The following is a 19,840-nucleotide window of genomic DNA, read 5'->3' as shown; positions in this document are numbered from 1 at the left end:
CGGGTCAGCCCGCGTAGGGGTCCTGCACCTTGCCCGGCCGCGCCAGGAACTCGAAGTCGCAGCCGGTGTTCGCCTGGGTGATCTGTTCGTTGTAGAGCGCGCCGTAACCGCGCTCGTACCGAGTGGGCGGCGGCGTCCACTGCGCCCTCCTGCTCTCCAACTCCTCGTCGTCCACGTTGAGTTGAAGGGTGCGGGCTTCGACGTCCAGGGTGATCGAGTCACCGGTGCGGACGAGGGCCAGCGGTCCGCCGATGTACGACTCGGGCGCGACGTGCAGCACGCACGCGCCGTAACTCGTGCCGCTCATCCGGGCGTCGGAGATGCGGACCATGTCCCGCACGCCCTGCTTGAGCAGGTGGTCCGGGATCGGCAGCATGCCGTACTCGGGCATGCCCGGGCCGCCCTTGGGTCCGGCGTTGCGCAGCACCAGCACGCTGTCGGCGGTGATGTTCAACTCCGGCTCGTTGATGGTGCGTTGCATGGTCCTGTAGTCGTCGAAGACGACCGCGGGACCAGTGTGCTTGAGCAGGTGCGGCTCGGCGGAGATGTGCTTGATGACGGCGCCGTCCGGGCACAGGTTGCCGCGCAGGACGGCTACCCCGCCCTCGCTCGCGACCGGGTTGTCCCGGGTCCGGATGACGTCATCGTTGTGCACCTGCGCCCCGGCGATCTGCTCGCGCAGGGTTTCGTACGAGACCGTCGGCCGCTCCAGGTGGAGCAGGTCCGGGATCCGGGAGAGGAACCCGGGGAGGCCGCCGGCGAAGTGGAAGTCCTCCATGAGGTACGTCTGTCCGCCGGGCCGTACGTTGGCGAGCACCGGCACCGTGCGCGCGACGCGGTCGAAGTCGTCGAGGGTGAGCCGGACGCCGGCCCGGCCCGCCATGGCGATCAGGTGGATCACGGCGTTGGTGGAGCCGCCGAGGCCGAGCACGGTGGTGACGGCGTCCTCGAAGGCGTCCTCGGTGAGGATGTCGGACAACTTCCGGTCCCTGTGGACCAGTTCGACGATGCGCAGGCCCGCCGCGGCGGCCATCCTGTCGTGCCCGGAGTCGACGGCCGGGATGCTGGACGCGCCCGGGACGGTGACGCCGAGCGCTTCCGCGGCGGCGGTGAGCGTGGACGCCGTACCCATCGTCATGCAGTGCCCGGGCGAGCGGGCGAGGCCGCTCTCCAGCTCGGTCATCTCGCAGTCGCCGATGAGACCTGCGCGCTTGTCGTCCCAGTACTTCCACATGTCGGTGCCGGAGCCGAGGACCTCGTTGCGCCAGTGGCCCGGAAGCATGGGGCCGGCCGGGACGAAGACGGCCGGCAGGTCGACACTCGCCGCACCCATGAGAAGTGCGGGCGTGGACTTGTCGCAGCCGCCCATGAGCACGGCGCCGTCGACCGGGTACGACCTGAGCAGCTCCTCGGTCTCCATCGCGAGCATGTTGCGGTAGAGCATCGGGGTCGGCTTCTGGAAGGTCTCGGAGAGGGTGGAGACCGGGAACTCCAGCGGGAAGCCGCCCGCCTGCCACACCCCACGCTTCACGGCCTGCGCACGATCCCTGAGATGGACATGACATGGATTGATGTCGGACCAGGTGTTGAGGATCGCGATGACCGGCTTGCCGAGGTGCTCCTCGGGCAGATAGCCGAGCTGGCGGGTGCGGGCGCGGTGGCTGAAGGAACGCAGGCCGTCGGTGCCGTACCACTGGTGGCTTCTGAGCTCTTCCGGGCTCTTCCTGCTGAGAGGGGCGTTCATATGGACCACCCCGCGGCGATGGCGGCGACGGCGGCGCGTTCGTCCTCCGGCAGCGGCTTGCTCGGTGGGCGCACATCGCGGCGGCACAGGCCGAGGGAGGCGAGGGCCTCCTTGACGACGGTCACGTTGTTGGCGGAGCCGTTGGCCGCGCGCAGCTCCTCGAAGCGGCGGATCTGCTCCCAGACCTTCATGGCGGCCGGATAGTCGCCGGATCGAAGCGCTTCAATCATGTTCAGCGAAACGGACGGGGCGACGTTCACGAGTCCGGAGGTGAAGCCGGTGGCACCCGCGGAGAAGTAGGAGGGGGCGTACGGCTCGGCGAGCCCCGCGACCCACACGAAGCGGTCGAGCCCCGCGTCCCGAGCGAAGGCGGCGAACTTGGCGGCGTCCGGGACGGCGTACTTGACGCCGATGACGTTCGGGCAGTCGTCGGCGAGTTCGGCGAGGCGGGCGCCGGACAGCTGGGCGTTGCGGATGTACGGGACGACGCCCAGTTCGGGGACGGCCGCGGCGATGGCGCGGTGGTAGTCGACCCAGCCGCCCTGGGAGACGTACGGGTGGACGGGCTGATGGACCATCACCATCCGGGCGCCGTACTCGCGGGCGTGCCGCGCGGTGGCGATGGCGGTGGGCACGTCGTGGCCGACGCCGACGAGGATCACGGCGCGGTCGCCGGCCTCGTCGATGGTCAACTCCGTGACGAGCTGCCGCTCTTGAGGGGCGAGGGCGTAGAACTCGCCGGTGTTTCCGTTGGGGGTGAGGGTCCTGATCCCGCCTTCGAGCAGCCGACGCAGCAGGGCCCGGTGGGTGTCCTGGTCGACGGTGCCGTCCTCGGTGAACGGTGTCACCGGGATCGCCACCACGTCGGCCAGGGCCGCCCGCTGGGTCTCGAACGTCACGCTGCTCATTCCTGACCTTCCTGTTCCGGCGCCCCGGGGAACGCCCGCTGGACGAACGACGCGATGTGGGCGTGGAGCGCACGCGCGGCCCCGTCCGCGTCGCCGTCCAGCGCGAGCCGCAGGATCTCGCGGTGCTCGGCGGCCTCCCGCTCCCAGGAGGGGTTGGCGGCCCAGGCGACGGCGGAGACCAGGGCGGCCTGGTCGCGGACCTCGTCGAGCATCCGGCCGAGCAGCGGGTTGCCGCACGGCACGTACAGGGCGCGGTGGAACTCCCGGTTGGCGAGGGAACGTTCGGCGGTGTCGCCCGCATCGTCCGCGCGGGTCAGCGCGGTGCGGGCGGCGTCGAGAGAGGCCCCGCGCTTCACCGCGCGCCTGAGCGCCTCGGGCTCCAGCAGCAACCGCACGTCGTAGACCTCGCGCGCCATGTCCGCGTCCACCATGCGCACCGTGACGCCCTTGTACTGGTTCATCACGACGAGCCCGGTGCCGGCCAGGGTCTTGAGCGCCTCGCGCACCGGGGTCTTGGACACCCCGAACTGTGCGGCGAGCTCGGTCTCGACCAGGGCCTGACCCGGCGTCAACTGCCCGGTGAGGATGCGGTGTTTGATCGCATCCAGCACGTACTGCGTGCGGGACGGGATCGGCGTGGGCACAGAGGTCATGCGCGCCTCTCGGAAGTCACGTATCAGATCTGGGGTATCTGATCTCGCGTATCGCGTCTCATATATGACGTACGAAGTACGACGCGTTGAAGGTAGGAGGGGGCGCATGTTTCGTCAATGCTTCCGACAAAAGAAGTCGGGGCCGCCGGGGCGCCGTTGACCGAGTTGGCGACGTCCCCGGCCCCGGGATCAGCTCGGCTCGGCGGTGTCGTCCGGGGACGTCTCGGGCTTCGTGTGGAGGATTTCGCGGGCCTGTTCCGCGGCGCGGGCGGTGCTCTCGGAGACGAAGTCGAGGAAGCGGGCGATGTTCTCGAGGCGGGCGGCGGCCGGAGTCTGGGGGCCGAGGACACCGACGCCCTGCCGTGCGATCTCGACGATATGGGCGATGGAGCGGGCGCTGGCCATCATCGACTGGTACCAGACGTCGTCGTCGACGACGTAGCGCTCGCGGCGGCGTTCGTCGCGTTCCCGGCGGGCGAGGCCCTGCTCTTCGAGGAACGTGATCGCCTTGGAGACGGACGCCGGACTGACCTGGAGGCGCTGGACGAGTTCGGACGCGGTGAGGCTGCCCTCGTCGGTGAGGCAGAGACAGGCCAGGACCCGGGACATCATCTTGGGCATGCCCGATTGCATGACGACGGTGGTGAACAGCTCCTCGTACTCGCGCACCGCCTCGGCATCGCGTCCGTGAGCCTGCGGGGGTGCCTCCGCCCCACGGGGCGCGGCCTGCCTGCGCCGCTGGGTGCGGTGTTCGGTGGCGCGGTGGGCCAGGTCGGCGCGGTAGGCGGTGGGGCCGCCGTTGCGCATCACCTCACGCGTGATCGTCGAGGTGGGGCGGTCGAGACGCCTGGCGATCTCCGCGTAGGCGAGGCCGTCGGCCAGCCCCAGCGCGATCTGCTGACGTTCCTGCTGGGTGAGCCTGCCTCCCGGCATCGCACTCTCTCCTTCGTGCCTTCGCAGGCCTTCGTGGGCCGTGGCGGTCCGTGGTGGTCCGTAGCGCCTTGAGCATAGCGTTCACTCTCAATTCATTGCAACGACTAGACGGCTGCTGTTGCATTAAGCAGCAAGACCATTGCAACAATTTCTTAGCTTTCACCTGCAATGATGGAGATTCAACGCAACGAGTACGTTGCTGAAACCGTGAACGCAACGTAGCTTTTCCTCTGTCGGAAACGACAAGCGAACGCACCGAACGAACCGAACGAACCAAGCGAACTGAGGAGAGCACGATGCAGAAGTTCGACACCCCCGCCCCGATCTCCGCCGTCCTCGACATCCCCGCGGGACGCATCCGGTTCATCGCCGCCGACCGGGCCGACACCACGGTCGAGATCCTGCCCGCGGACGCCTCGAACGGCCGCGACGTCAAAGCGGCGCAGCAGACCACGGTCGAATACGGCGACGGCGTCCTGCGGATCGAGACCGCACCGGCCAAGAACCGGGTCCTCGGCCACTCCGGATCCATCGAGGTGACCGTCCAACTGCCCGCCGGTTCCCGCGTCCAGGCGAAGACGGACAGCACCGAACTGCGCGGCGTCGGCCGCCTGGGCGACATCGCCTTCGACGGCGCCTACCGCCAGATCAAGATCGACGAGGCGGCGAGCCTCCGCCTCACCGCGATCGACGGAGACGTCGAGGTCGGCCGGCTGGGCGGCCCCGCCGAGATCAGCACCGCAAGGGGCAGCATCCGGATCGCCGAAGCCGTGCGCGACACCCTCGTGCTCCGCACCCAGTCCGGCGACATCTCCATCACCGCCGCCGCCGGCGTCTCGGCCGCCCTGGACGCCGGCACCGGCCACGGCCGCGTCAGCAACGCCCTCAAGAACGACGGCACCACCGAACTCGACATCCGCGCCACCACCTCCCACGGCGACATCACCGCCCGCAGCCTCTGACCGCAGCCCCCGAAGGAGCCCTCATCATGACCGACTTGGCCATCGCGGCGAACGGGCTGCGCAAGTCCTACGGCGACAAGGTCGTGCTCGACGGCATCGACCTGGCGGTGCCGGCCGGCACGGTCTTCTCCCTGCTCGGCCCGAACGGCGCCGGCAAGACCACCGCCGTAAAGATCCTCTCCACCCTCATCTCCGCCGACGCCGGCGAACTGCACGTCGGCGGCCACGACCTGGCCGCCGACCCGCAGGCCGTACGGGCCGCGATCGGTGTCACCGGGCAGTTCTCCGCGGTCGACGGGCTGATCACCGGCGAGGAGAACATGCTCCTCATGGCGGATCTGCACCACCTGTCCAAGCGCGAGGGACGGCGGTTCGCCGCCGAACTGCTGGAGCGCTTCGACCTGGTGGAGGCCGCGAAGAAGCCCGCCGCCACCTACTCCGGCGGCATGAAGCGCCGCCTCGACATCGCCATGACCCTGGTCGGCAACCCGCGGATCATCTTCCTCGACGAGCCGACCACCGGCCTCGACCCGCGTTCCCGCCACAACATGTGGGGCATCATCCGCGAGCTGGTCGCCGACGGCGTCACCGTCTTCCTCACCACCCAGTACCTGGACGAGGCCGACGAACTCGCCGACCGTATCGCGGTGTTGAGCGACGGGAAGATCGCCGCCGAGGGCAGTGCCGACGAGCTGAAGCGGCTCGTCCCGGGCGGACACGTCCGGCTCCGCTTCACCGACCCGGCCGCCTACCAGTCCGCCGCCGTCGCGCTGCGCGAGGCCACCCTCCCCCACTCCCGGCTTCGCTCGAACCGGGGGACGGGCATCGACGAGGCGCTGTCGCTGCAGATCCCCAGCGACGGCAGCCAGCGCGAACTGCGCTCCATCCTCGACTGGTTGGACGCCGCCGGCATCGAGGCGGACGAGCTGACCGTGCACACCCCCGACCTCGACGACGTGTTCTTCGCGCTGACCGGCAGCATCGTGCCGGTTCAGCGCGACCAGCCCAACCAGCCCAAGGAGACTGCCCGATGAGCACCCCTCTGGCTCCCACCCGCCCGACCCGGATCTCCCTCGCCGTACGCGACTCGTCCACGATGCTGCGCCGCAACCTCCTGCACGCCCGGCGCTACCCGTCGCTGACCCTGAACCTGCTGCTCACCCCGGTCATGCTGCTCCTGCTCTTCGTCTACATCTTCGGCGACGTGATGAGCGCGGGCATCGGCGGTGGCGGCGCCGACCGTTCCGCGTACATCGCCTATGTCGTCCCGGGCATCCTGCTGATGACCATCGGCAGTACCGTCATCGGGGCCGCGGTGTCCGTCTCCACCGACATGTCCGAGGGCATCATCGCCCGCTTCCGTTCGATGGCGATCCACCGCGGCTCCGTGCTCATCGGGCACGTCGTCGGCAGCGTCCTGCAGTCGATCGCCAGCGTGGTCCTCGTCGGCGCGGTCGCCGTGGCCATCGGCTTCCGGTCCACCGACGCCACGGCCCTGGAGTGGCTCGCGGCGTTCGGGCTGCTCGCGCTCTTCGCCGTGGCGCTCACCTGGATCGCGGTCGGGATGGGCATGGCCAGCCCGAACGCCGAGGCGGCCAGCAACAGCGCGATGCCGCTGATCCTCCTGCCGCTCATCTCCAGCGCGTTCACCCCCATCCACGCGATGCCCGGCTGGTTCCAGCCGATCGCCGAGTACCAGCCGTTCACACCGGTCATCGAGACCCTGCGCGGACTTCTCCTCGGCACCGGGATCGGCCACAACGGGTGGCTCGCCATCGCCTGGTCCATCGGTCTGGCGGTGCTCGGCTACCGCTGGTCGACGGCGTCGTTCAAGCGCGACCCGAAGTAACCGGCATGAGCACGCGGGCCACCTCCCGCACCTCGTCCCGCCCCAGGGCGGCGTACTCCGACACCACGTCGGCGCGCGCCGCCCCGTCGGCGTTCTCGGCCGGCGTGCGTGTGCGCGGTGGCCGCACGCCCATGGATCACGGTGTCCAGCCGGGCTCCCGTCCACTCAGCCCCACCGCCCGGTCGAGCAGCGGCGCGTCAGCCGGTACGGGGACGACAGGCCCGAAGATGCCGCCGCCCCGGCTCGGGTCCTCGGCCGCGGCGAGCAGGAAGTCGTGCGATGCCTGCAGTGCGGCCCGGTCGGGGGTGTACTCCTGGCCGGTGGCGCGGGCCAGGTCCCAGCCGTGGATCACCAGTTCGTCGACTGCCACGGCGGCCGCGACCGCGCCGGGCAGGTCCAGTCCGCCCGCGCGGGTCATGCCGGTCCAGGCTGCCGGGTCCCGCCAGGCGTCGGCGAGTTCGTCGAGGACCTTGGGCAGTTCCGCGCGCCAGCCGGGGCCGAGCTCCGGGGCCGCGGCACCCGGGTTGGTGTCGGTCGTGACGCCGAGGTCCTTGCGGGCGGCGTCGCGGAAGGCGATGGACAGGCCGAGCAGATGACCCAGCATGTTGCGCACCGCGCAGTCCGGGCAGGGCGTCGCGTCGGCCAGTTGCTCCTCGCTCACGCCCTCCGCGAGCCGCGCGACGACGCGCGTCTGGGGGCCGAGGTCGAGGGTCGTGTCAGTCATCCGCTGCTCCTCACAGTCGTGTACTGAGAGGTAGACCGGCCGCGGCCCCGAAACTCATCGCCCGGCGGTCTCGACCCGCGCCGTGCACACGAGCTCGGCCGGCGTCCGGCCCCCGCCCAGGCACCAGGACGCGATCACCGGGTCGCAGATCGCGCAGCCCAGCGAGGAGTTGTGGGCGAACGGGACGATCGGGTTGCCCTTGAATGGGGCTGACCGACAGGTTTCCACGGGTTCCCGCCGTCACTTCCGCGGCCATTCATAGGGCACCTGCCTCATGCCGGGGCGGGGGCCTTAGACCCACCATGGCCAGGCATGACGACATCGACATGGACGCCGGTACGCGTCCTGCACGACCGCAACGCGCGGCTGTATCTGACCGGCGTGGTGATCTCCGGCTTCGGCACGTCCGCGCTGTGGCTGGCCTCGGGCGTGTGGGTCAAGGACCTCACCGGCTCGAACGGACTGGCCGCGCTGTGCCTGCTCGCCATGTGGGCCCCGACCCTGGTCGGGCCCGTACTCGGCACACTCGCCGACCGCGTCCGCCGCAAGCCCCTCCTCATCGGCACCAACCTCCTGCTGGCCGCCCTCCTGCTCACCCTCTTCACCGTCGACTCCCCCGGCCGCCTGTGGCTCCTCTACGCGGTCCTCTTCGTCTACGGCGCCGCAGGCGTCGTCCATGACGCGGCCGAGTCGGCGCTCGTGGCCGCCGCCGTCGACCCGTCCCTGCTCGGCGCCTTCAACGGACTGCGCATGACGGCCACCGAGGGCATGAAACTCCTGGCCCCGCTCGCGGGCGCGGGCCTCTACGCGGCGTACGGCGGCCCGAGCGTCGCCCTGCTGGACGCCGTCACGTTCGTCCTGGCCACCGGCGTGTACGCCCTCCTGCGCGTCCGCGAGGAGAAGCCGGTGCCGGCCACGGACGACTGGCGGACGCAGACGTCCGAGGGCGCGCGTTTCCTGTGGGCGCACGCGCGGCTGCGCCCTCTCGTCCTGGCCGGCGGCACCACGATGCTCTTCGCGGGCGTCGGCGGCACCCTGATCTACGCCGTCGTCGACGGCCTCGGCCGCTCCCCCGCCTACGCCGGTGTGCTGTACGCGGTGCAGGGCGCCGGTTCGGTGGCGGTCGGGCTGCTGTCCGGACCCGCCCTGCGCCATCTCGGCGGACGCCGTTTCGCGGCGTACGGCATCGCGCTGCTTGCCGTCGCCGTGGCACTGCGGGCCGTACCGTCCGTCCCGGTGGCCCTGGCGTGCAGCGCGGCGTGCGGGGCCGGGCTGCCCTGTGTCCTGATCGCCGCGATGACGGCCGTGCAGCGCGAGACGCCGGACGCGCTGCTGGGCCGTGCGGCCGCCACGGCCAACACGCTCATGTTCACGCCGAACGTGCTCGGGCTGGCCGCGGGTGCGGTGCTGGTCGAACTGGTCGACTACCGGCTGCTGTTGCTCGTCATGGGCGTGGGGCTGCTCGGGACTGCGGTCTCGCTCCTTCAGAGCCCGGCTAGGGCCGAGCGCACGGATTCCAGGTCGCCGTCCGACGCCAACCCGGCGTGATACAGCCGCAGTTCGGTGGCGCCCAGGCGCCGCGCCTGGGCCGCGTCCGCCGCGAGCGTGCCCGGGCTGCCGCCCATCCCCGAGATCACGGGGAAGTTGGCGGCGACGACGGCCCCTTCGCGGCCCTGCTCGGCGAACGGCGTCAGCAGACCCGGACCGCCCGCGCAGGGCACGACCACGCCGTCCGCGACGGACAGGATGTGCGCGGGGTCCACACCGGGGTTGGCGCCGACGTGGTACGTCACCGGGTCGGCGTGCAGCAGTACCTGGAAGCCGTCCGGTGCGGCCGCGCGGACCGCGGCGACGGCCGCCTCCTGGAGCGTGCGGGCGGTCGCGTCGCGCCACGCGCGCGTGGCCGCCGCGTTCTCCTCCCCGAGCAGCTTCTCGACTCCGGCCCAGTCCTCGTCGTCGGGCGCGCCCTGCCACAGCGGCTCCAGCGCGTCGCGCACGGCGGCCGCCAACTCGTCGGCGTCCACGCCCTGTTCGCCGTATCCCTCCCGGCAGACCGGGCAGAAGCAGAGCGCCATCAGGTACATTCCGGCGTCCCCGAGGCCGACGCCGCCGGTCTTGTCGTGGGCGTGCAGATGCTGGAGCCCGTACCAGCCGAGCGACTCCAGCTCGGTGCCGCGCGCCCCCGGCCGTACGGCCGCCTCGGCGGCCAGATCGACGAGGTACGCGCGCGTGGCGGGCTGGGCGATGCACGGGGCCCACGGGTAGCGGTCGCCGTAGGCGTTGACGACGGAGGTGTCCGGATGGTCGGCGCCCAGGCGGGAGTTGTGCGCGAGCACGACCCAGGTGTGCACCTCGAGACCGGCGTCCGCGAGCGCCGCCGCGGCCTCGCCGTACGCGTCCCCGGGCGCCCAGTCCCCGGCCGGGTACGGGCGCAGCAGGCGCCCCTCCCAGCGCGCGTCCGCGGGGTAGAGCACGCTGGCGTGCTCGGCGGTGACGATGCGGTGGCGCGGGTGGCGGGGCGTGAGCGCGCGCGTGGAGTGGTACGCGGCGGCGAGCGTCACCTGCCGCACGCCGAGCGCGGCGATGCGCCCGGCGGCCTCCGGGTCCCCGTTGACATCCCAGGGGTAGACGAAAGTCGACGCCTTCACTTGCTCTCCTCCAACAGGGCATACCCGCGCTCGATCAGCTCGGCGAGCTGCTTCACATGATCCTCGGTCGGCTCGTGCAGCGGCGGCCGGACCTCGCCGACGTCGAGTCCGCGCAGCCGTACGCCGGCCTTGACGAGGGCGACGGCGTAGCCGCGCCCTTGGGCGCGCAGCTCGACGAACGGCCGGTAGAAGCCGTCGAGGAGGCGGTGCGCGGTGGTGTCGTCGCCGGACTCGAGGGCCTGGTGGAAGGCGAGGGCGATCTCCGGGACGAAGCAGAAGACCGCGGAGGAGTAGAGCGTGATGCCGATGCCGCGGTAGGCGAGCTGCGTCTGTTCGGCGGTCGGCAGTCCGTTGAAGTAGAGGAAGTCGCCGGGGACCTCGGTGCGTACGGCGCTGACGATGCGCTGCATCAGGTCGAGGTCGCCGAGGCCGTCCTTGAAGCCGATGATCCCGGCCGTGCGGGCCAGTTCGACGACGCTCTCAGGGGTGAACACGGCGTTGTCGCGCTGGTAGACGATGACGGGCAGCGCGGTCGCGGCGGCGACCTCCCGGTAGTGCCGCAGCAGCCCCTCCTGCCCGGCGAGGACGAGGTACGGCGGCATGGCGAGCAGTCCGTCCGCACCGGCCGCCTCGGCGAGACGCGCGTAGCGCACGGCGAGCGCGGTCCCGTAGCCGGCGCCGGCGACGACCGGCACCCGCCCGTCGGTCTCCTCGACGGCCGCCCGGACGCACGCCTCGAACTCCTCGGGCGTGAGCGCGTGGAACTCACCGGTGCCGCAGCACGCGAAGACCGCGGCGGCCCCGGCCTCGACCCCGCGGCGCACATGCGCGCGGTACACGTCGAGGTCGACCGAGCCGTCGGGGCCGTAGGCGGTGACCGGGAAGAACAGCGGCCCGCTGGGGATGCTGAGTCGAGTGGCGAGGGGGGCTGGCGTCACGGGCTCTCCCTGATGCAGGCGCGTACGTTCTGGGACAGGCGCGTACGTTCTTCTGATCGGCGTCTATATTTCTGAACAACGCCAGACTATGGAGCCGACTCCGGGCGGGTCAAGCGCGCAAACCGGCAAGACATCAGCGGAAACGAAATGGAAAGAGGCGGGAAAGGGAGCGGATCCAGCCGCTCCGCGCGACACTTGACGGAGCGCGGCAGTGCTCCATAGCGTGTCCATGAATGTGAATACTGTCCATCCATGCGGCCACCTGTCTCAGGCGGCGGACCCAAGGAGACCCGAGGATGCCCGCTCCCCGCACCGTTCTGCTCACCGGCGCCGCCGGCGGGCTCGGCACCCTGATGCGGAACCTGCTCCCGGCCTTCGGCTACGAGCTGCGCCTCCTCGACGTGCGCCCGATCGAGGGCGACCCGGACGCGATCACCGCGGATCTCGCCGACAAGAAGGCCCTGCGCGAGGCGGTGCGGGGCGTCGACGCGATCATCCACCTTGCCGGCATCTCCCTGGAAGCCTCCTTTGAGAAGATCCTCGCGGCGAACATCGAGGGCACGTACAACCTGTACGAGGCCGCGCGCGAGGAGGGCGTGGGCCGCATCGTCTTCGCCTCCTCCAACCACGCGGTCGGCTTCACCCCGCACCCCCGGGGCGACACCCCTCTCGATGCGGACAAGCTGATCCCCATCGACACCCCGCGCCGCCCGGACACCTTCTACGGCCTGTCCAAGTCCTTCGGCGAGGACCTCGCGCAGCTGTACTGGGACAAGCACGCCCTGGAGACGGTGTCGGTGCGCATCGGCTCCTGCTTCCCCGAGCCCACCAGCGTGCGCATGTTGTCGATCTGGATGAGCCCGCCCGACGGCGCCCGCCTCTTCCACGCGGCCCTGACCGCGGAGGATGTCGGCCACACCGTCGTCTACGGCTCCTCGGCCAACACCCGCCTGTGGTGGGACCTGTCGACGGCACGGGCGCTCGGCTACGAGCCGCAGGACGACTCCGAGCCGTACGCCGAGAAGCTGATCGCCGAGCAGGGCGAGCTGGACCCGGAGAACATCGCGCACGCCCACCTGGGGGGCCACTTCGTGAGCGACCCGCCGATCTGGCCGTACTGAGGCCATTGAGACAGCTGCACGGCGAAAAACGATCGTTCGCAACGGCGGGCGGGCACCGAACGGGCCCGCCCGCCGTCGTATTCGGGCACCGCGCCTGCCCGCTCCCACGCCCTCTCTCACAGCCGCGCAGGTCCGAGGCGGGCACTCCGCTGCGCAAACGGGCGCATGCGGGCATCATCGGACCTGCAACAAGCCTGGTCAGTGCCGCGCACCGGGAGTAGAACTTCCCCCGTGGGCCTCACCGGGCCCGAACGGGCAGTGAGCAGGGAAGCAGGTGCGACGATGACGGCGAAGACGGCGGAAGAACGCCAGCGGGAAATCGTGCGGGCCGCTCGCGCCACCGGCTCGGTCGACGTCACCGCGCTCGCCGCCGAACTGGGCGTGGCCAAGGAGACCGTACGGCGGGATCTGCGCGCCCTGGAGGACCACGGCCTGGTCCGCCGCACCCACGGCGGCGCCTATCCCGTGGAGAGCGCCGGCTTCGAGACGACGCTCGAGTTCCGTGCCACCAGTCACGTACCCGAGAAGCGCCGGATCGCGACCGCCGCGGCCGAGCTGCTCGGGGACGCCGAGACCGTGTTCGTCGACGAGGGCTTCACCCCGCAGCTCATCGCCGAGGCACTGCCCAGGGACCGGCCGCTGACCGTGGTCACTGCGTCCCTGCCGGTCGCGGGCTCGCTCGCCGAGGCCGACGGCATCTCCGTACTGCTGCTCGGCGGCCGGGTGCGTTCCGGCACCCTGGCCACCGTCGACCACTGGACGACGAAGATGCTGGCCGGCTTCGTCATCGACCTCGCCTACATCGGCGCCAACGGCATCTCCCGCGAGCACGGCCTGACCACCCCCGACCCCGCGGTCAGCGAGGTCAAGGCGCAGGCCATCCGGGCCTCGCGCCGCACGGTGTTCGCGGGCGTGCACACCAAGTTCGGGGCGGTCAGCTTCTGCCGCTTCGCGGAGATCGGCGCACTGGAGACGATCGTCACCAGCACCCTGCTCCCCTCCTCCGAGGCACACCGCTACTCCTTGCTGGGACCGCAGGTCATCAGGGTCTGACCCCGACCGAGCTGTCACGCAGGGCATCCCCACGCCCACGGGCGCCCTTTATATCCCTCTATGTCCAGGAGCGATCCATGCGCACCCAGAGCCGACGACGGCCGCCGCGAGCCACGCTCGCCATGGCCGCCGCAGGGACGCTGCTCGCCCCGCTGCTCTCCGGCTGTTGGGTCGGGGCGGGCGGGTCCGGTTCCGGCGGCAACTCCATCAACGTCCTGATGGTCAACAACCCGCAGATGGTGGAGCTGCAGAAACTCACCAAGGCGCACTTCACCAAGGAGACCGGCATCAAGGTGAACTTCACCGTCCTGCCGGAGAACGACGTCCGCGACAAGATCAGCCAGGACTTCGCCAACCAGGCGGGCCAGTACGACGTCGCGACGCTCAGCAACTACGAGATACCCATCTACGCCAAGAACGGCTGGCTGAGGGAGATGAACTCGTACGTCGCCAAGGACCCCGGCTACGACGAGCAGGACGTCCTCAAGCCGATGCGCCAGTCGCTGACCGCCGACGACGGAAAGCTCTACGGCCAGCCCTTCTACGGCGAGTCGTCCTTCCTGATGTACCGCAAGGACGTGTTGGCCGAGAAGGGCCTGACGATGCCGGCCCACCCCACCTGGGACCAGGTGGCGAAGATCGCCGCCGAGGTCGACGGGGCGAAGTCCGGGATGCGCGGCATCTGTCTGCGCGGCCTGCCGGGCTGGGGCGAACTCATGGCCCCGCTCACCACCGTCGTGAACACCTTCGGCGGCACCTGGTTCGACAAGAACTGGAAGGCGCACCTCGACTCCCCCGAGTTCGAGAAGGCGACGAAGTTCTATGTCGACCTGGTGCGGGGGCACGGTGAGTCCGGTGCCGCCCAGTCCGGCTTCGCCGAGTGCCTCAACAACATGACGCAGAGCAAGGTCGCCATGTGGTACGACGCCACGTCCGCGGCCGGATCACTGGAGGCGTCCAACTCCCCCGTCAAGGGCAAGCTCGGCTACGCCCCCGCCCCCGTCGAGAAGACCAACTCCTCCGGCTGGCTCTACACCTGGGCCTGGGGCATCCAGAAGGCGTCCCGCAACCCCGACAAGGCCTGGAAGTTCGTGTCCTGGGCGTCCAGCAAGCAGTACGAGCAGCTGGTCGGCGACACGAGCGGCTGGTCCAACGTCCCCGCCGGCAAGCGCGCTTCGACGTACACGAACGCCGACTACCGCAAGGAGGCCGGCGCCTTCCAGGAGATGACCAAGGAGGCCATCGAGGGCGCCAAGCCCAACGACCCGGGAGTGCAGCCGCGCCCCGCGCCCGGCATCCAGTTCGTCGGCATCCCGGAGTTCACCGATCTCGGCACCAAGGTCTCGCAGGAGATCAGCGCGGCCATCGCCGGACGTCAATCCGTCGACTCGGCCCTGAAGAAGTCCCAGCAGCTCGCCGAGAAGATCTCGAAGGAGTACGAGGGACGATGAGCGCGATGACAACCGCCCCCATAACGGCAACTCCCGTACGCACGACGCGCCGGCCCTCCGCGCGCCTGCGTGCCTGGTCGACCCGGGCCCCCCTGCTGCCCGCCCTGATCTTCATGATCGCGGTGACCCAACTCCCGTTCGTGGCCACCCTGGTGATCTCGTTCTTCGACTGGAACGCCCTGTATCCCAAGGCCCGCCACTTCACCGGGGTCGACAACTACAAGGAGGTCCTGACCGACGCGGACCTGCGCCACTCGGTGTGGACGACGGTCCTGCTGACGGTGACAGTGGTCCTGGTCAGCCTGGTCCTGGGCTTGATCCTCGCCCTGCTCCTGGACCGGAAGTTCCGGGGCCGGGCAGCGGTCCGCACCCTCCTGATCGCCCCCTTCCTGGTGGTCCCCGTGGCCGCGGCCCTCCTGTGGAAGCACGTCCTCTACAACCCCGAATACGGCCTGCTCAACGGACTGTTGCACTACGTGGGCGGCGGGCAACCGGACTGGATCTCCAACACCCCGCTGCTGGCGGTCGAGGCATCCCTGGTCTGGCAGTGGACGCCGTTCATGATGCTGATCCTGCTGGCGGGGCTGCAGAGCCGCGACAACGAGCAGATGGAAGCCGCGCGCGTGGACGGCGCGAACGACTGGCAGGTCTTCCGCCACCTGACGCTGCCGCACCTGCGCCGCTACCTCGAACTCGGCGCCCTGCTCGGCTCGATCTACATCGTCCAGAACTTCGACGCCGTCTTCACCATCACCTCGGGCGGCCTGGGCACCGCCAACCTCCCCTACACCGTCTACCAGAGCTTCTACCAGGCCCACGAGAACGGCCTCGCCTCGGCCGCGGGCGTCCTGGTGGTCATCGGCTCGATCATCATCGCGACCTTCGCCCTGCGCGTCGTGTCGTCCCTGTTCCGTGAGGAGGCGTCCCGCGCATGAGCACCATCGCCGTACGCACCCGCAGCCGCCGCGGAGCGGGCCTCGGCCTGCTGGCCTGGCTGATCGGTCTGCTGTTCTTCCTGCCCATCGCCTGGATGGCCCTGACGTCCTTCCACTCGGAGGCGGACGCGGCGACCAACCCGCCGTCCTTCGGGGCCGCCCTGACCCTGGACGGCTACCGCGAGTTCTTCGGCACGGGCGGCGGCGCGAGCCCCTGGCCGGCGCTGATCAACTCGACGGTGGCGTCGCTGGCGTCGACGGCCCTGGTGCTGGTCCTCGCGCTCCCGGCGGCGTACGCCCTGTCGATCCGGCCGGTGAAGAAGTGGACGGACGTCCTGTTCTTCTTCCTGTCCACGAAGATGCTCCCGGTGGTGGCGGGCCTGCTGCCGATCTACCTGTTCGCCAAGAACACGGACATGCTGGACAACATCTGGCTGCTCGTCATCCTCTACACCTCCATGAACCTGCCGATCGCGGTGTGGATGATGCAGTCCTTCCTCGCCGAGGTCCCGGTGGCGGTGATCGAGGCGGCACAGATCGACGGAGCACGCCTGCCGACGATCCTCACGCGCGTGGTGGCACCGATCGCCGTGCCGGGCATCGCGGCGACGGCCCTGATCTGCTTCATCTTCAGCTGGAACGAGCTGCTGTTCGCCCGAGTCCTGACGGGCGTGGTCGCGGAGACCGCCCCCGTCTTCCTGACCGGCTTCATCACCAGCCAGGGCCTGTTCCTGGCGAAGGTGTGCGCCGCGTCGCTCGTCATCTCCCTGCCGGTGCTCGCCGCGGGGTTCGCCGCCCAGGACAAGCTGGTCCAGGGCCTGTCGCTTGGAGCCGTGAAATGAAGGCCGCCGTCATCGAGTCCGTGGGCCGCGCCGTCGTCACCGAGGTCCCCGACCCGACGCCCGGTCCCCGCGAGGTCGTCGTCGAGGTCGCCGCCTGCGGCCTGTGCGGCACCGATCTGCACATCCTCCAGGGCGAGTTCGCGCCGAAGCTGCCGATCGTGCCCGGGCACGAGTTCGCGGGCGAGGTGGTCGGCGTCGGCACCCAGGTCACCGAGGTGTCGGTCGGCGACCGGGTCGCGGTGGACCCCTCCCTGTACTGCTACGAGTGCCGGTACTGCCGCACGGGCCACAACAACCTCTGCGAGCGCTGGGCCGCGATCGGCGTGACGACGGCGGGCGGAGCGGCACGGTACGCCCTCGCCCCGGTGGCGAACTGCGTACGGCTGCCCGACCACGTCCGCACCGAGGACGCGGCTCTGGTGGAGCCCCTGTCGTGCGCGGTACGGGGCTACGACGTCCTCCAGTCGCGCCTGGGCGCGCACGTCCTGATCTACGGCTCCGGGACGATGGGCCTGATGATGCTGGAGCTCGCCAAGCGGACGGGCGCGGCGAGCGTGGACGTGGTGGACCTGAACCCGACGCGCCTGGAGACGGCGCAACGGCTGGGCGTGTCGGGATCGGCGGCCAACGCGGACGAACTGGACCGGCCGCAGGGATGGGACGTCGTGATCGACGCGACGGGCAACGCGGCGGCGATCCAGGACGGCCTGGACCGGGTGGCCAAGGCGGGCACGTTCCTGCAGTTCGGGGTCGCGGACTACGCGACACGCGTGACGATCGACCCGTACCGCATCTACAACCAGGAGATCACGATCACCGGCTCCATGGCCGTCCTCCACAGCTTCGAACGCGCCGCCGAACTCTTCGCGAACGGCGTCCTGGACCCCGAGGTGTTCATCAGCGACCGAATCCCGCTGGAGCGCTACCCGCAGGCACTGGAACAGTTCGCGGCAGGGGTGGGCCGCAAGATCGTGGTGGTGCCGTAGGGGTTCTCCCCGCCGGACGGGCTGATCTCGTTCTCAGCCCGTCCGGCCAATTGGCCGAAGGGTAAGGGAACGGTAAAGCGACCTCGCTCGTTCACCCGGCATGACAGCTATGACCCCCGGCTCGAACATCCCTCTCTCCACCGCCCGCGTGACGGTGGACGTCGCCGCCCCCGTGCGGCTCGACGTATCGGGCCTGCTGCTCACGGGCGACGGCAAGGTGCGCTCCGACGACGACTTCATCTTCTACAACCAGCCGAGCGGCCCGGGCGTGACGTACCGGTCGGGCGGCGGCACGGCCCCCGACGCGATCGTCGTCGACACCGCCGCCGTCCCCCCGGGTATCGAGAAGATCATCGTCACCGCCAGCCCGGACGCATCCGGCCAGACCTTCCAGGGCGTCGAGCCGACGGCCACCATCCGCAGCGCGGACGACAACGCCGTCCTGGCCACGTTCACGCCCCCGCAGCTCGGCGCCGAGACGGCACTGGTGGTCGTGGAGATCTACCTGCGCAACGGCGCCTGGAAGGCCCGCGCCGTCGGCCAGGGCTACTCCAACGGCCTCGCGGGCATCGCCACCGACTTCGGCGTGACGGTGGAGGAGCCGGCCGCGGCCGCGCCTCCCCAGCCGGTCGCCCCGCCGACGCCCACCCTGCAGACCCCGGTGGCCCGGTCGGCCCCGCCCCTGTCGACCACGCCGCCGCCTCCCCCGGCCCCGCCCGCCGCCGCGGCTCCCGCCCCCGGCGCCGGAAAGATCAACCTCGACAAGGGCCGGGTCAGCCTCCAGAAGAACCAGACCGTCTCCCTCGTCAAGGGCGGCCAGCCGCTGCTCTCCCAGGTCAAGATGGGCCTGGGCTGGGAGCCGGCCTACGGCGGCAAGGACATCGACCTGGACGCGTCGGTCATCGCGTACGGCCCGCAGCGCAACCACATCGACAGCTGCTACTTCGGCAAGCTGTCCATCCTCAACGGAGCGATCAAGCACTCCGGCGACAACCTCACGGGCGAGGGCGGGGGCGACGACGAGGTCATCGTGGTCGACCTCGGCCGCATCCCCCAGGACGCCACCGGCCTGGTCTTCACTGTCAACTCCTTCTCCGGCCAGAAGTTCACCGAGGTCGCCAAGGCATACTGCCGCCTCCTGGACGCGGCGACCGGCGAGGAGCTCGTCCGCTTCGACCTCACCAACGCCGAGGCCCAGACGGGCGTGATGATGGCGAAGCTGATCCGCCAGTTCACCGGCGAGTGGGAGATGACGGCACTGGGCGACTTCGTGAAGGCCCGCACGGTACGGAACATGGTGAAGCCGGCAGCCCAGGCGCTGTAGCCGCACAGCTGCGGGCAGGGGTGCCGCCGGGTCGGCTCCCGACCCAATCAGAGCGGCACCCCGCCACCGCCGGGTCGCGCGCCCACCCCCGCCCAGCTGCAGCACCGGTCACCTTCAAGCTCCGCCGAGCTATGCCCGCAGCCCATCCGTCAGCAGCGACAAATACCGCCGGATGTACGTCGCCTCACCGTTCGCCAGCTCCGACGCCGTGGCCACACCGTGCGCCAGCCGCAGGATCTCGATCGGTTCGACGTCCTCCCGCAGGGTCCCCTCCCGCTGCGCCGCCGAGACCAGCCGTTCCGCCGCGCCCTTCACGGAGTTGCCGCAGGCGGTGACCACGGCGGAGCTGCCGTCCGTGACGGCCGAGCCGAGCAGGGACTTGAGGCCCCGGACCTGGATCATCCCGACGCTGAGTTCGTTCAGCCACTCCACCAGCGCCTCGCCCGGCGGCAGTTCACGCGCGAACTCGTCGGCGCGCGCCGCGAGCGCCTCGATGGCGTCGACGTACACCGCCTCCAGCAACGCCTGACGTGTCGGAAAGTGCCGGTACAGCGTGCCGGACCCGACCCCCGCCCGCTTGGCGATGTCGTCCAGCGATGCGCCCTCCCCGTGCTCGGCGAAGGCCTCCGCCGCGGCCTGCAGTAGCCGCTCGTAGTTGCGCCGAGCGTCCGCGCGCATGGGCTTGACCTGCGTCATCCAGATACTCCTTGCGAACCGGGGACCCTCTCCGTATCTTAGCGAGAGTTAAACGGAGACAGTCCCCGCTTAT

General features: G+C 70.4%; 20 protein-coding genes and 1 pseudogene. 11 read left to right on the top strand and 10 right to left on the bottom strand.

What is annotated here, in order from left to right; all coding sequences use genetic code 11:
• Positions 1-4 precede the first annotated feature (4 nt).
• From araD to OG303_RS37670, 4 genes are all read right to left on the bottom strand, one after another.
• On the bottom strand, positions 5-1,744 hold the full coding sequence (araD, locus tag OG303_RS37685) for an L-arabinonate dehydratase (protein ID WP_405874185.1): 1,740 nt from the start codon (positions 1,742-1,744) through the stop codon (positions 5-7).
• Positions 1,741-2,652, bottom strand: a complete 912-nt coding sequence (locus tag OG303_RS37680) for a dihydrodipicolinate synthase family protein (RefSeq protein WP_405874184.1) — start codon at positions 2,650-2,652, stop codon at positions 1,741-1,743. The genes araD and OG303_RS37680 overlap by 4 nt, the downstream gene beginning before the upstream one ends.
• Positions 2,649-3,305: a GntR family transcriptional regulator gene (locus OG303_RS37675; RefSeq protein WP_405874183.1), complete on the bottom strand. Its 657-nt coding sequence runs from the start codon at positions 3,303-3,305 to the stop codon at positions 2,649-2,651. Before OG303_RS37675 ends, OG303_RS37680 begins: the two co-directional genes overlap by 4 nt.
• Before the next feature lie 189 nt (positions 3,306-3,494).
• Complete coding sequence (locus tag OG303_RS37670; RefSeq protein WP_405874182.1) at positions 3,495-4,238, bottom strand: helix-turn-helix domain-containing protein; 744 nt, start codon at positions 4,236-4,238, stop codon at positions 3,495-3,497.
• Between the two features lie 296 nt (positions 4,239-4,534).
• Here OG303_RS37670 and OG303_RS37665 point away from each other — a divergent pair, with 296 nt between their 5' ends.
• From OG303_RS37665 to OG303_RS37655, 3 genes are read left to right on the top strand one after another with little or no spacing between them, the layout of a single operon-like run.
• Positions 4,535-5,200 carry a DUF4097 family beta strand repeat-containing protein gene (locus OG303_RS37665; protein ID WP_405874180.1) on the top strand — a complete coding sequence of 222 codons (666 nt, stop codon included), beginning with the start codon at positions 4,535-4,537 and terminating at the stop codon, positions 5,198-5,200.
• Positions 5,201-5,226: 26 nt separating this feature from the next.
• The gene (locus OG303_RS37660; protein WP_405874178.1) at positions 5,227-6,234 is read left to right on the top strand and encodes an ATP-binding cassette domain-containing protein; all 1,008 of its coding nucleotides are present in this window, start codon (positions 5,227-5,229) and stop codon (positions 6,232-6,234) included.
• The gene (locus OG303_RS37655; RefSeq protein ID WP_405874177.1) at positions 6,231-7,049 is read left to right on the top strand and encodes an ABC transporter permease; all 819 of its coding nucleotides are present in this window, start codon (positions 6,231-6,233) and stop codon (positions 7,047-7,049) included. Before OG303_RS37660 ends, OG303_RS37655 begins: the two co-directional genes overlap by 4 nt.
• On the opposite strand, the gene OG303_RS37650 is transcribed toward OG303_RS37655, so the two are convergent.
• The 3 genes and pseudogenes from OG303_RS37650 to OG303_RS37640 form a co-directional block, all read right to left on the bottom strand.
• Complete coding sequence (locus OG303_RS37650) at positions 7,030-7,182, bottom strand: hypothetical protein (RefSeq protein WP_405874175.1); 153 nt, start codon at positions 7,180-7,182, stop codon at positions 7,030-7,032. The two genes, OG303_RS37655 and OG303_RS37650, sit on opposite strands and share 20 nt — an antisense overlap.
• A gap of 3 nt (positions 7,183-7,185) precedes the next feature.
• Entirely contained in the window at positions 7,186-7,773 is a 588-nt protein-coding gene (locus OG303_RS37645) for a TIGR03086 family metal-binding protein (protein WP_405874174.1), read from the bottom strand.
• A gap of 54 nt (positions 7,774-7,827) precedes the next feature.
• Positions 7,828-7,974: pseudogene (locus OG303_RS37640) on the bottom strand (DUF6010 family protein); the annotation flags it as partial.
• 111 nt (positions 7,975-8,085) lie between these two features.
• Here OG303_RS37640 and OG303_RS37635 point away from each other — a divergent pair.
• Entirely contained in the window at positions 8,086-9,321 is a 1,236-nt protein-coding gene (locus OG303_RS37635) for an MFS transporter (protein ID WP_405874172.1), read from the top strand.
• On the opposite strand, the gene OG303_RS37630 is transcribed toward OG303_RS37635, so the two are convergent.
• Together OG303_RS37630 and OG303_RS37625 are read right to left on the bottom strand one after the other, a co-directional pair.
• On the bottom strand, positions 9,258-10,421 hold the full coding sequence (locus OG303_RS37630) for a hypothetical protein (RefSeq protein ID WP_405874170.1): 1,164 nt from the start codon (positions 10,419-10,421) through the stop codon (positions 9,258-9,260). The two genes, OG303_RS37635 and OG303_RS37630, sit on opposite strands and share 64 nt — an antisense overlap.
• Entirely contained in the window at positions 10,418-11,359 is a 942-nt protein-coding gene (locus tag OG303_RS37625; RefSeq protein WP_405874169.1) for a 5-dehydro-4-deoxyglucarate dehydratase, read from the bottom strand. Before OG303_RS37625 ends, OG303_RS37630 begins: the two co-directional genes overlap by 4 nt.
• A 296-nt stretch (positions 11,360-11,655) precedes the next feature.
• Here OG303_RS37625 and OG303_RS37620 point away from each other — a divergent pair, with 296 nt between their 5' ends.
• The 7 genes from OG303_RS37620 (at position 11,656) to OG303_RS37590 (ending at position 19,071) form a co-directional block, all read left to right on the top strand.
• Positions 11,656-12,480: an NAD-dependent epimerase/dehydratase family protein gene (locus OG303_RS37620; protein WP_405874168.1), complete on the top strand. Its 825-nt coding sequence runs from the start codon at positions 11,656-11,658 to the stop codon at positions 12,478-12,480.
• A 282-nt stretch (positions 12,481-12,762) separates the two neighbouring features.
• Complete coding sequence (locus tag OG303_RS37615) at positions 12,763-13,533, top strand: DeoR/GlpR family DNA-binding transcription regulator (RefSeq protein WP_405874167.1); 771 nt, start codon at positions 12,763-12,765, stop codon at positions 13,531-13,533.
• 77 nt (positions 13,534-13,610) lie between these two features.
• Positions 13,611-14,984, top strand: a complete 1,374-nt coding sequence (locus OG303_RS37610; RefSeq protein WP_405874165.1) for an ABC transporter substrate-binding protein — start codon at positions 13,611-13,613, stop codon at positions 14,982-14,984.
• Positions 14,981-15,919, top strand: a complete 939-nt coding sequence (locus tag OG303_RS37605) for a carbohydrate ABC transporter permease (RefSeq protein ID WP_405874163.1) — start codon at positions 14,981-14,983, stop codon at positions 15,917-15,919. The genes OG303_RS37610 and OG303_RS37605 overlap by 4 nt, the downstream gene beginning before the upstream one ends.
• Positions 15,916-16,761 carry a carbohydrate ABC transporter permease gene (locus OG303_RS37600; protein WP_405874161.1) on the top strand — a complete coding sequence of 282 codons (846 nt, stop codon included), beginning with the start codon at positions 15,916-15,918 and terminating at the stop codon, positions 16,759-16,761. Before OG303_RS37605 ends, OG303_RS37600 begins: the two co-directional genes overlap by 4 nt.
• On the top strand, positions 16,758-17,747 hold the full coding sequence (locus OG303_RS37595; RefSeq protein WP_405874159.1) for a zinc-dependent alcohol dehydrogenase family protein: 990 nt from the start codon (positions 16,758-16,760) through the stop codon (positions 17,745-17,747). Before OG303_RS37600 ends, OG303_RS37595 begins: the two co-directional genes overlap by 4 nt.
• A 109-nt stretch (positions 17,748-17,856) precedes the next feature.
• Positions 17,857-19,071, top strand: a complete 1,215-nt coding sequence (locus OG303_RS37590) for a TerD family protein (RefSeq protein ID WP_405877674.1) — start codon at positions 17,857-17,859, stop codon at positions 19,069-19,071.
• Positions 19,072-19,200: 129 nt separating this feature from the next.
• On the opposite strand, the gene OG303_RS37585 is transcribed toward OG303_RS37590, so the two are convergent.
• Positions 19,201-19,767 carry a TetR/AcrR family transcriptional regulator gene (locus OG303_RS37585; RefSeq protein ID WP_405874158.1) on the bottom strand — a complete coding sequence of 189 codons (567 nt, stop codon included), beginning with the start codon at positions 19,765-19,767 and terminating at the stop codon, positions 19,201-19,203.
• Between the last annotated feature and the right edge of the window lie 73 nt (positions 19,768-19,840).

Source organism: Streptomyces sp. NBC_00005 (assembly GCF_045160215.1).
In the GTDB taxonomy this organism is placed as follows: domain Bacteria; phylum Actinomycetota; class Actinomycetes; order Streptomycetales; family Streptomycetaceae; genus Streptomyces.
The sequence above is the reverse complement of the archived record's forward strand: the minus strand, read 5'-3'. Positions and strand labels throughout refer to the sequence as shown.